The sequence below is a fragment of the Xanthobacteraceae bacterium genome, assembly GCA_019454205.1.
In the GTDB taxonomy this organism is placed as follows: domain Bacteria; phylum Pseudomonadota; class Alphaproteobacteria; order Rhizobiales; family Xanthobacteraceae.
This window is the reverse complement of the sequence record CP075369.1, coordinates 1,611,416-1,623,038: the sequence shown is the minus strand read 5'-3', so window position 1 is coordinate 1,623,038 and position 11,623 is coordinate 1,611,416. Positions and strand designations below refer to the sequence as shown.

At 61.9% G+C, this 11,623-nt stretch carries 8 protein-coding genes; 2 read left to right on the top strand and 6 right to left on the bottom strand.

The genetic code is table 11. The features are described 5' to 3' along the window. Position 1: 1 nt before the first annotated feature. The 6 genes from KF794_07970 to KF794_07945 form a co-directional block, all read right to left on the bottom strand. Entirely contained in the window at positions 2-643 is a 642-nt protein-coding gene (locus KF794_07970; GenBank protein QYK43751.1) for a TIGR02646 family protein, read from the bottom strand. 1 nt (position 644) lies between these two features. After that, a complete protein-coding gene (locus KF794_07965) occupies positions 645-1,976 on the bottom strand; it encodes an AAA family ATPase (protein ID QYK43750.1) in 1,332 nt (443 codons plus the stop codon). After that, positions 1,973-5,485: a DUF3883 domain-containing protein gene (locus KF794_07960; GenBank protein QYK43749.1), complete on the bottom strand. Its 3,513-nt coding sequence runs from the start codon at positions 5,483-5,485 to the stop codon at positions 1,973-1,975. The genes KF794_07965 and KF794_07960 overlap by 4 nt, the downstream gene beginning before the upstream one ends. A gap of 64 nt (positions 5,486-5,549) precedes the next feature. Next, positions 5,550-5,870, bottom strand: a complete 321-nt coding sequence (locus KF794_07955; protein QYK43748.1) for a HigA family addiction module antidote protein — start codon at positions 5,868-5,870, stop codon at positions 5,550-5,552. Then, on the bottom strand, positions 5,867-6,178 hold the full coding sequence (locus KF794_07950) for a plasmid maintenance system killer (GenBank protein QYK43747.1): 312 nt from the start codon (positions 6,176-6,178) through the stop codon (positions 5,867-5,869). The genes KF794_07955 and KF794_07950 overlap by 4 nt, the downstream gene beginning before the upstream one ends. A gap of 164 nt (positions 6,179-6,342) precedes the next feature. Next, positions 6,343-6,591: a hypothetical protein gene (locus KF794_07945; protein ID QYK43746.1), complete on the bottom strand. Its 249-nt coding sequence runs from the start codon at positions 6,589-6,591 to the stop codon at positions 6,343-6,345. Between the two features lie 273 nt (positions 6,592-6,864). Here KF794_07945 and KF794_07940 point away from each other — a divergent pair, with 273 nt between their 5' ends. After that, a complete protein-coding gene (locus tag KF794_07940) occupies positions 6,865-8,490 on the top strand; it encodes an efflux RND transporter periplasmic adaptor subunit (protein ID QYK43745.1) in 1,626 nt (541 codons plus the stop codon). Positions 8,491-8,494: 4 nt separating this feature from the next. Then, positions 8,495-11,611 carry an efflux RND transporter permease subunit gene (locus KF794_07935; GenBank protein ID QYK43744.1) on the top strand — a complete coding sequence of 1,039 codons (3,117 nt, stop codon included), beginning with the start codon at positions 8,495-8,497 and terminating at the stop codon, positions 11,609-11,611. Positions 11,612-11,623 lie beyond the last annotated feature (12 nt).

The window sequence follows — 11,623 nt, the reverse complement described above, 5'->3', positions numbered from 1 at the left end:
CTTATTGTCTTTCCGTCAGCACATGCCGGATGGCCGTGTAAAATGGCAGGTCATGGGCAGCCTGAAGCTCCTGCGCGAAATAGGCGCGAATATCAGCAGGCGTCAGGCCAGCATCGAAAGCGTCATTGGCGCTATCGACATAGCCAGAGACGGCGGCTTGGCGCATATTCCTCAAGCGGCCCCATTGGGGATTCAATGAAAAGACGCGCAACGTCTCTCGCGCCCGATGTTCGTCCTGCGCCGACAAGCCGTTCCGCACGCTGATCGTGCCGTCGGCCCGGAAGACGAAGAAGGCATCGGGGTCATCAAGGCAAGGGTCGATGAGGTCCACCACATTATAGGGGCCAGCGCCGCGATCCTTGAAATGGCCGCAGGAGTCCGTCTGGTCGCAGGACCAGAAGAGATTGTTCCAATCGAACGTCAGGGCTGGATGGAGACTCTTGCGACGGAAGTGCTCGATATGTTGGCCGAGGCTGTCGATGCTACCCTCGCAATATGCGCAACGACGGCCTTGCATAGCTTCAAGCTGCGTTCTGATTTCTCCCTTTTCGGCGGATGACACGTTGTCCCATTTGTGAACGCCGTGGGTGTAGCTGCCAAGGCAGGCCGGTGCCGGGCAGATCGCGCGATCAAGTTTCCTCATGTCAGGCTCCGTCCGTCCGGTTCTTGGCAAGCCGGAACCGCTGGAAGCGGAGGAGCCGGTCGGACTCCAATATCAACGGATGCGTCGCCCCAAAATGCGCGACCAGGCGTTCCCGCAGAGACGTTGCTTCCGGCGTGTCTGCCTTGCCGTCCTCAATGAGGGCGCGGTAGGCGTTCAAGTCGCTCGACTCTTCCGTCTGCGGGACCGGGTCCACGCCCATGACCGAGGCCAGCACATCGGCGCTCTCAACGCCCCGTGTCTGGATCAGGGGGGTTTCGATGCGCGTATCGTCGCCGTCGATATGGAAGACGCGGATCGACGACTTATCGACGGTCGAAAGGACATGCGGGCTGTGCGTGCTGACGATGATCTGTAGGGCCGGGAACGCGCTTTGCAGCAAGCCGAGCACCTGCTGCTGCCAGCGGGGATGCAGGTGCATGTCCACTTCATCGACGATGAGAACGCCGGGGGTCTTGATGGCGGCCCGATCACTCAGTTGCGGATTGAGGCTGGCGCAGCGACGCGCAACATCGGCGACAAGCGCAAGCATGGTGCGCACGCCGTCGCTCAGCATGGACAGCGGCAGCTCGCCCCGCGTCTCGTGCTTGGCGGTCAGCGTATGAAGCTCGTCATCCCAGCGGAGACTTGACCAGCCGGTCGGCTGAAGAACCGTGTCTGTGGCAGTCTTCACGCCTTCGATCATCGCGAGATTGGCTTGCAGACTCTCCCGGAATGACGGCGATGCCGTCTGCCTGAAACGGTGCTCGAACCATGCCGAAATGCCCTTGAAGGACGAAGACGACGTGAGGCAATCGGCATAGCCAGCGACGCGCTCTCCGACATTGGTGACGGAGGAACGGCGATATTCGGTCTGCCGTTGCTCGTTCCAGAGGCGACCCGTTCCGTAATAGGCAATGAGCGGAAGAACAGCCGTATCGGATAGGAATGGCTGCGCAGCCGCTTTCATTGGGCCAAGGTGCCGGAAGCCAGGACGCACTTTGTCACCGTAGGTTCTAACGGCGCTCTTCCATGTCACGGCCGTACCCTGAACGGTTGCCTGCGCTTCGTATTCGGTCGGAAGGCATGGGGACATCCTGCGCTCCTGACCGGGGATCAGGCGCACGTCGCTCCGCTCGATTCGCCGCAGCTTTTCCGGCGAATAGATCGCGTTGACGAATACCGACAGCGCAGCTCCGGCGGCGTCGAGCACGGCAGTTTTACCGCTGCCGTTCTCCGCGACCAGAACAGTCAGGTTGGGGTGGAACGCGACCTCGCAATGGGCGAAGCAGCGGAAATTCGTCAGCGATAGCGTGTCGAGACGTAGCGCGGTCATCGAGCCTCTGCTTTGGCGAGCAGATCGCCCAAACTGAAATTGATGGACGCGACGCCCCAGCCGGGTTCCCGGTCGAACGGGCTGGGAATATAGTGCGGGCCGTCGATGGCATCGTCCTCGCCGACGATGGCGACCGCCAACACGAACTTGTCACCCTGATTGAAGGCGTAGAGCATTTCGTTGCGGGTGATCGTGATGGTGCTCGCGCCCTTCACCCGGCCCTTCACCTCTATGTGCTTGGGATCGGGCTGCCTGCCGTCCACGGCTGGCGGGTATGAAGTCAAATCCCAGCCGCATTTTGCGGCGGAAACATCGACGACGCGGCAACCGCGCGCTTCCTCGGCCTGCCGGACGGCCGACATGGCAAGATGCTCGATGCGCGAGCGGGCCGCCGCGTCGGCCGCGAAGGTCGCCGCCACCGGGTCGGCCGGCTCGTCGCCGCGCAGCTTGTTCATCAAGCCTGCCGGCACGATCAGCGCCGCGCCCAGCACGACCGGCGTGCCGTTCACGACATGGCGCATGGCCTGAAGCTCTTTCTTCCGATTGTCCAAACGGCCCTGAAGGTCGCCAAGCGTGCGCTCGACATTCTGAAGGTTGAGCCGCACGTCCTTTCCGACTTCGGCGTCGTCCTTCAGTTTCATCCAACGATCCTGCCAGAAGGCGATTTCCTTGCTCAGCCGCTCATGGACGGCGTTCAGGGTCTTTTCCACATGGTCGATGCGCCGCTGCGCGACCTCGCCATAGTGCTCCGGCACCAGCGTCGTCGCGGCAAGGGACAAGGCACGCGCCTCCTGACCGGAGGACAGCCAAGGCGCGTCGAGCACGTCCTTGAGCAAGGGGCGCTCGGCCTCCGGCAAAGGCTCAAGGTCGAGATGAGGCGCCCATCCGGCGAAGCTCGCCTGCCCATCCGGGGCAACCCGCACGAATTGCAGGCGCTTGGATAGCACGGTGTTGTCGCCGGACTTGATCTCATGCGTCAGCAGGATCAGCAGCGCCGGGTCGAGTCCTTCATCGGACGGGTCAACAAGGATCGAACCCTGCCGGAGAAGGTTGGTGTGCTGCTCCAGGATCATATCCGACATGGCGAGCATGAGCGGATGGCCGGGGTGCATGAGAACGGCGCGCTCCAGTCCCGCCTTGTCGAGCGGTTGGATGGCCTGACGTTCAAAGCAAATGCGGCTGTAGCGCCGCAAGACCGGCTCATGGTCGCGGCGGTTCCGGCCGGTCAGGCGGCGGTCACGCTCGCGGATCACCGAAGGAACATGGCTGATCTCATAACGGCCGGCCTCGCGCGGATGCGCTGTGCCGCCGAGCGCGTCGAGGGCCTTGGAGAAGAAGGCACGGACGAAGTAGGGCTGAAGCCGTCGGGCCTCCGCCTTCTCCATTTCCTCCTTCACGGCGAACAGTCGATCCGCGCTCATCGTCTCCTGGGCGAGCGCGTTGCGATTCAAGAGGGATTTTAGGTGATCGTGGTCGAGCGCCTTGTCGATCTTCTGCGTCAGGCGGGCGCGGACTTCGGGCCGGTCGCCGTAGCGGATCGCCTCGACCAGCAAATCCTTTAGGCTGGTCTCCTCGAAGACCTCGCCAAGAATGTCGAATACGCGCCCGTGCAGGGCTTGGCTCTCGACCTCCAGCTTCAGAAGCAGGCGGTGATAGACATCGCCTTCGCGGGTCTCCTTGGCGACCAGATTCCACAGGTGGCAAACCTCGGTCTGCCCGATGCGGTGGATACGGCCAAACCGCTGTTCCAGCCGGTTCGGGTTCCACGGCAGGTCATAGTTGACCATGAGGTTCGCGTTCTGAAGATTGACGCCTTCGCCTGCGGCGTCGGTCGCCACCAGCACCCGGACATCGGGATCGGAGCGAAAGAGCGCCTGAAGGCGACGGCGCTCGTCCCGATGGGTGCCGCCGTGGATGGCCACGATGGCGTCGGGATTGCCAAGCACGCCGGCAATCCGCGCCTGAAGGTAATTCAGCGTGTCGCGGTGTTCGGAGAAGATGATGATCTTGCGCTGCCGACCGGCGGCGTCGCGGGTTTCAGGGTGATTCTGAAGGATTCTTGACAACTCATCCCATTTGCGATCCTGCCCGGAGGCGACGACGGCCTTGGCCTGCTCCTCCAGCCCCTTCAGGATGACGATCTCGGCCTCAAGCTCGACAACGGTCTTGGCCGCCGTGGCGTCGTCGATCAGGTTTTCCTCAAGGGTCTCCTGCTCCTCCGCGCTCAGGTCGTCATCGTCCTCCGGCGCGCCGGCATAGGTCTCGGCGAGGGCGTGCCGCCCCTTGATGCCGAGCTTTTCGTCGCGCAGCCGGTTCTCAAGCCGCTCGCGGCGGCGCTTCAGCGATTGGAAGATCGCTTCGGGACTTGAAGCGAGACGCCGTTGCAGCGCGGTAAGGGCAAAGCCGACCGATCCCTTGCGCGCGCCTTCGAGTTGGTCAGCCTTGCCCATTTCGGTCTGCACATAGTTGGTCACGGCCTCATACAAGGCCGCTTCGATCTGCGAGAGTTCGTAGTTGACGGTGTACGCCTTGCGCTCTGGGAAGAGCGGCGTGCCGTCGAACTTGACCAGTTCCTCCTTGACCATGCGGCGCATGAGGTCGGAGGCGTCGACCTTGTGAACGCCGTCGCGGAACTTGCCGTAGAAGCGGTCGGAATCGAGCAATGAAAGGAAAAGCTGGTAGTCCTCTTCCTTGCCGTTGTGCGGCGTCGCCGTCATCAACAAAAGGTGCCGGACATGCGCGCCCAGCTTCTCGGCGAAGCGGAAACGGCCCGTCTTTTCCAGCTTGGAACCGAAATAGTGCGCGGAGAGTTTGTGCGCTTCGTCGAAGACGGCCAAATCCCAGCCCGGCGCGCAAAGCTTGTCCTGAAGCTCCTCGTTGCGGGAGAGCTGATCGAGCCGGACGATAAGGCGGGGATAGTCGTCGAACGGGTTTCCGCTCGGCGAGGTCTGCTCCAGAAGCGGCGAATAGACGTGAAACTCCAGACCGAATTTCTCGTAAAGCTCGTCTCGCCATTGCTCGACAAGGCTACCGGGCGCGACGATCAGGATACGGTGTGAATCCGCGCGCATGATGAGTTCGCGGATATAGAGGCCCGCCATGATCGTCTTGCCGGCACCGGGATCGTCCGCGAGGACGAACCGCAAGGGCTGCCGGGGCAGAAGCGACTCATAGACGGCGGTGATCTGGTGAGGCAGCGGTTCCACATTCGAGCTGTGGACGGCCATCATCGGATCAAAGAGGAAGGCGAGGTCGATCCGCTTCGCCTCGCAAGCAAGCTGGAAAGCCGCGCCGTCACCGTCGAAGGAGAAGGGACGCTCGGCCGTGGCGACATCGACCGAAGGCTCGTCGCCCCTGTTGAGAAGCCGTTCCTTCATCGCGCCGTCCGGCGTCCGGTAGATGAGCTGGACAGAGCCTTCCCCAAGGGGCACGACAGCAACGACCGTCACGACTTGGGACGGTTCGATCCCGGATAGACTCAGGCCAGACTTGATTTCTTCGAGCTTCATGTGGTGGACGGCTTTCTTTTGGGTGCGCGAGCCTCTGCCCCGAAGTTTGCTGAGATTGAACGGGTCATGACGGGAGATTTCGCTGCGGCGGCTTGCCGGAATAGGGGGCGACGTTGACCGCCTCCGCCTTCTTCCGTGCCTCGGCGATGTCGAAGCTGTTCTGCATCCGCATGAGGGTTTCCATCGAAACGCCGAACGCCTTCTCGATGCGGATCGCCATTTCCGGCGAAAGATCGGCCCGCTCATTGAGCAGGGCTGACAAGGCCGCACGGGTGATGCCCAGAACCCCGGCGGCGGCCGTGACCGACAGGCCGAGAGGTTCGATCACCTCGGTCTTCACGAAGCCGCCGGGATGGGCGGGGGCCTTCATTCGGATGCTGGTCATTGCGCTTGCGCCCACGTTTCAGCCGTTCCCTCATAGTCAAGGTCAGCGATCTCGCCGCCCGGTGCGTCGATTTTGAACGTGAGCGCGCCGACCGGTGCGGCCCGTAGCTCCCATTTTCCCCGTCCGGCACCGGACGGCGGTTGAACCGTCCAGCCGGCGACGCAGCGAAGCTCCGATGCCCCGGCCATGTCCTGAAGGAAAGACAGGATGCGCCGCAACCTCGAAACGTCGATGCTTCGCGGGCCGGCCGGTTCGTCCTCTGCGATGAGAGAGCGCAAGCCCGGATGGACCACGTTCCGAATCTTCATGCCGCACACTATTTGGAAGACTGGATAGCGTCAAGCGACGCTTTACGGCTCGCTCCGAGCGGAGATGATATTGATTTTGAGGGCTATAGCGTAAACGTAGTGATCATCACTATCGGTCGCGGCCCGCCAGCTTCTCATCACATCATTGCGAGTTTGGTGCGCTGTTAGGGATACAAGATAGCAGCGGCAACTTCGCCCTGTTCAGAATCCCCGGCGCGGTGTATGCGCTCCTCATGCGTAAGCTGATCGTGCTCACGATGTTTGCGGTTGTTCTCGCGCTCGGCGGGACGGTGGCGAATGCGCATGAGCGGCATCAGCACAATGCAGCCGCGGCCGTTTCTGCCGACACGCAAGCGGATGTAGGCGCTACGCAGTTGGAAGCGAAAGAAACTATCGTCACTGCCGTCGAACACGCGCAGTCCGGCGTCTGCGCGATTTGCGGCGGAACGTGCTGCGCTTGTGGCGCAGGTTGCGTGAGCGCAGCGATTTCCGCTTCGACCGTTATTTCTTTTCCTCCTCTGGTTCGCGCGTCTATCGCGCCCGGCATTGCCGTAAGCGATCAGCCATCGCTTGCCTCGGATATTTCCGGCCCTCCAAAAACCTTCGCCTGATCGAGCGGTAACCCCGCTTTCGCGCGTGCGCTCTCGGGGCGCGCGCAGGACTCGTTCCGGCAAAGGATTTCCCCCATGCGCGTATCGTTCGCGCTCAGCCTGCTCCTGATCGGCTTCGTTGCCGTATCCACTCCCGCTGCCAACGCGCACGAGGGGCACGACCACAATACGTCCGCGCCCGTGTCGCAAAGCCTTACGCCGCGCGGCGAGGCAGAATCGGATGCGTTCCAGCTTGTCGCGGTGTTGCGCGACGGCGCGCTCACGCTTTATCTCGACCGCTTCGCGACCAACGAGCCGGTGAATGGAGCGACGGTGGAAGTCGAAACGCCATCTGGTCCGCAAGCTGCGGAAGCCGTGGGTGAGGGCATCTATCGAATTGCAGCACCGTGGGCGAAAGGCGCCGACCATTACGATCTTATTTTCACGGTGACGGCCGGCGACAAGGTTGATGTTCTCACGTTGACCATCCTCGATACGCCGCGCGAGGCGAACGCAGCGCCTGCGCGTTCATTGTGGTGGGTTATTCTCGCTGCGCTTATTGCCGCTACGGTTTTCCTGTCCGGCGTAATGTTCGCTCGGCATTTCCCGCGTGCATTGCGGATTGGCGGTGCATCCGTGCTCGCTTTCATGCTGGCGGCGTTCGCGACTGACAGCGCGCGTGCGCATGAAGGCCACGACGACAACAAACGCACGCAGGCCAGTCGCGACGCCTCGCAACGTCTACCGGACGGCACGATTTTCGTGCCGAAGCCGGTGCAGCGGCTGCTCACCATTCGCACGCTGGTCGTGAAAGAAGGGCAGCACGCAAAGTCCCTGGAGCTTCCGGGCCGCATCATTCCCGACCCGAATGCGAGCGGCTACGTGCAATCGACTCTCGCAGGAAGATTGCTGCCGCCGCCGGCCGGGTTTCCCGTGCTTGGTTCGCGCGTCGAAAAGGGTCAGGTACTCGCCTATGTCTCGCCGCCGGTGCAGACCATCGACATCTCGGACATGCGCCAGAAGGAAGGCGAGCTGCTCCAGCAGATTTCAATTCTTGAGCGCCGCGTGGCGCGATACGAAAAACTCGCGGAGACCAACACGATCTCGCGCACGCAGCTCGATGAAGCGCGGCTGGAATTGCAGGGCTTGCGTGACCGGAAGATCGCGCTCGACAAGACGCGCGCCGAACCGGAGGCGCTGATTGCGCCGGTTTCGGGCGTTATCGCCGAAACGAACACCATCGCGGGCCAGCTTGCGCAGCCGAATACGGTCGTGTTTCAGATCGTCGATCCGTCGCGGCTCTGGGTTGAGGCGCTCAGCTTCGAGGCCTTGCCGGACCTCAAGGCCGCAAGCGCGCGCAACCATAACGGTCACAGCGTCAGCCTTGCGTTCCGTGGCAGCGGTGCGGCACTGCGCAATCAGGCAATCCCGATTCACTTCGCTATCGATGGCGAGACTAATGGGGTCTGGGCAGGGCAGTTCGTGTCGGTGTTCGTCAAACTGCCGGATGAACGCAAAGGGATCGCCTTGCCGCGCACAGCGGTGGTGCGTGCGGCGAACGGCCTGCATGTCGTGTTCGAGCAGGTAAGCGCGGAGCGGTTCCAGCCGCGTGAAGTCAAGATCGAGGCGCTGGACGCGGAGAACGTGCTGGTGACGGCCGGCATCGAGAACGGCAAGCGGATCGTCGTGCAGGGCACCGAACTGATCGAACAGGTGCGGTGACGCGATGTTCACATTCCTCGTCAGCAATTCTCTCAAGAACCGGGTTCTCGTTCTCGCGTTCTCATTCGCGCTGATGGTCTATGGCGGCTTCGCCTTGACCCAGTTGCCGGTCGACGTGCTGCCTGATCTCAACCGCCCGACCGTCACCATCATGACGGAAGCGGAAGGATATTCGCCGCAGGAAGTGGAGCAACTCGTCACCTTTCCAATCGAGTCGCAGATGAACGGCCTGCCGGGTGTGGTACGCGTGCGTTCGGTTTCCGGTGTCGGGCTTTCGATCATTTATGTCGAGTTCGGATGGGACGCGGAAATCTTCCGCAGCCGCCAGCAGGTGAACGAACGCATCGCGCTGGTGCGCGAGCAGTTGCCGCCCAGCATTACGCCGCAACTCGGTCCGGTCAGTTCGCTGATGGGGCAGGTGCTGATGGTGGCGGTGACGAATCCGAAGCTGACGCCAATGGCGTTGCGTGAGCTTGCCGATTTCACCATCCGTCCGCGGTTGCTCACCATTCCCGGCGTTGCGCAGGTGATTCCGATGGGCGGAGAGGTGAAACAGTTCCGCATTTCTATCAATCCGGTCGCGCTGCGGGCGTTCAACGTCTCGCACGAGCAGATCGAGCGCGCGTTGACGTCGTTCGGCGCCAATCTTGGCGGCGGCTTTACCGATCAAAGCTCGCGCGAATATCTGATCCGCGGCATCGCGCGCTCCACCAGCCTCGACGATCTTCGCAATCTCGTGGTCGCAACCGATGCTTCCGGCTCGATTTATCTGCGCCAGCTTGGCGAAATCGAATACGGCGCCCGCATGAAGCGCGGTGACGCCGGTTACATGGGAAATCCGGCCGTCATCGTTTCTGTCGAAAAACAGCCGAATGTCGATACGGTGAGCCTGACACGCAAACTGGAAGACGCGCTGAAACAACTCGCAACCGTGCTGCCCGAAGGTACCAAGCTCGATCAGCCGGTTTTCAGGCAGGCCGATTTCATCTCGGCTTCGGTCGGGAACGTGGAGACGGTGCTGGCCGAGGCAATCGTCGTGGTCGCGGTCATTCTATTCCTGTTCCTGCAAAACTGGCGGACGACTGCGATTTCGCTGACTGCAATCCCGGTCTCGATCCTGATTACCGCCTTGATATTTCATTATGCGGGGTTGTCGATCAACACCATGACTCTCGGCGGCATTGCCATTGCCATCGGCGAACTGGTCGACGACGCCGTGGTGGACGTCGAAAACATTTTCCGGCGGCTTCGCGAGAACGCAGCGGCGGGGAATCCGCGCAGCGTGTTCGAGGTGGTGGTGACCGCGAGTCAGGAAGTGCGCTCCGGCATCGTTTACGCCACGCTGGTGATCATTCTGGTTTTCATTCCGCTGTTCGCATTGTCTGGCATCGAAGGGCGGCTGTTCGTGCCGCTGGGGCAGGCGTACATCGTCGCGATTCTCGCGAGCCTGTTCGTGTCCATCACGCTGACGCCGGTGATGGCCTATTACATGCTCCCCGGCATGAAATCGCTGCACGAGCGCGAGAGCAGGGTGGTGACGTGGCTCAAGAATAAGAACCGCGCGCTGCTGGACTTTGCATTGGCCAGGCAACGCATGGTGATGACGCTGGCGGGCGTGCTCGTCGTCTCGGCGGTGATCGGCGCATTCCTGCTTCCCCGTTCGTTCCTGCCACCCTTCAACGAAGGCACGTTCACTGTGAACATGTCCTTCAATCCGGGCATCTCGCTGGCTGAGTCCAGCCGCATCGGCGCGGTGGCCGAACGGCTCATTCTCGAAATACCGGGCGTGAAAACGGTCGGGCGGCGTACCGGCCGCGCCGAACTCGACGAACATGCGGAAGGCGTCCACGTCTCCGATATCGAAGTCGAAATGACGCGCGATGCGTCGAAGCCGAAGATTGCCGAAGAAATCCGGTCGCGGCTTTCGCTCTTGCCGGTCGCGGTGAACATCGGCCAGCCGATCTCGCACCGGCTCGACCACATGCTTTCCGGCGTGCGCGCCGAAATCGCGGTAAAAATCTTTGGCGACGATCTCGACGGCCTGCGCCGCGAAGCGGCCGCTTTGCGCGCGAAACTGGAATCCGTGCCGGGGTTGCGTGATCTGCAAATCGAACGACAGGCTTTAATCCCGCATCTGGAAATCCGCGTCGATCACAAGAAAGCGGCCCTCTATGGCGTGCAGCCTGCGGCCATCGTCGAGCAGATCAGCCGCCTCTCCAGCGGGCGGGTAGTTTCACGCGTGGTCGATGGCTATCGCCGCTACGATGTCGTGATCCGGCTGCCCGAACGCATTCGCACGACGCAGGGGCTAAGCGAGTACCTGATCCAGACGCCGAGCGGATGGATTCCTGCGAAGCAGATCGCGGAAATCCGCGAGACCGACGGTCCGAACCAGATTCAGCGTGAAAACGGGGAACGCCGGATTGCGGTCTTCGCGAATACCGACGGTTCCGACATCGCATCCATCGCGGCGGCAATCCAGCGCGAGATCGACGGCACGAAATTGCCGCAAGGGTTCTATGCGGTGCTCGAAGGAAACTATCAGGCGCAGCGCAGCGCAACGCGAACCATCGCGGCGCTCTCCTGCATCTCGTTGCTGCTGATCCTCGCGCTGCTCTATAGCCGTTATCGTTCGCCGGTGCTGACCTTCATCATCCTCGGCAGCGTACCGTTCGCGCTGGTCGGCAGCGTCGTTGCGTTATGGCTCACCGGCCTGTCGCTGTCGGTCGCCTCGATGATCGGTTTCGTGACGTTGACCGGAATCGCTACCCGCAACGGCATTCTCAAGATCAGCCACTACATCAACCTTTCCTTGCGGGAAGGGATGGCGTTCGGACCTGCGCTGGTGGTGCGGGGTTCGCTGGAGAGGATGACGCCGGTGCTGATGACGGCGCTCGCCGCCGGTGTCGCGCTCGTGCCTTTGCTGATCGACGCAAGCTCGCCGGGGAAGGAAATCCTGCACCCGGTGGCGGTCACGATCTTCGGTGGTCTCATCAGCGCCACGCTGCTCGATGCCGTTCTCACGCCCGTTCTGTTCCTGCGCTACGGCGAGAAGCCGCTGGAGCGGATTCGCCACGAAGTGCAGGCAACCAATCAAACCCGTTCAGTTGAAGCCTTCTAACCATGGAGAAAA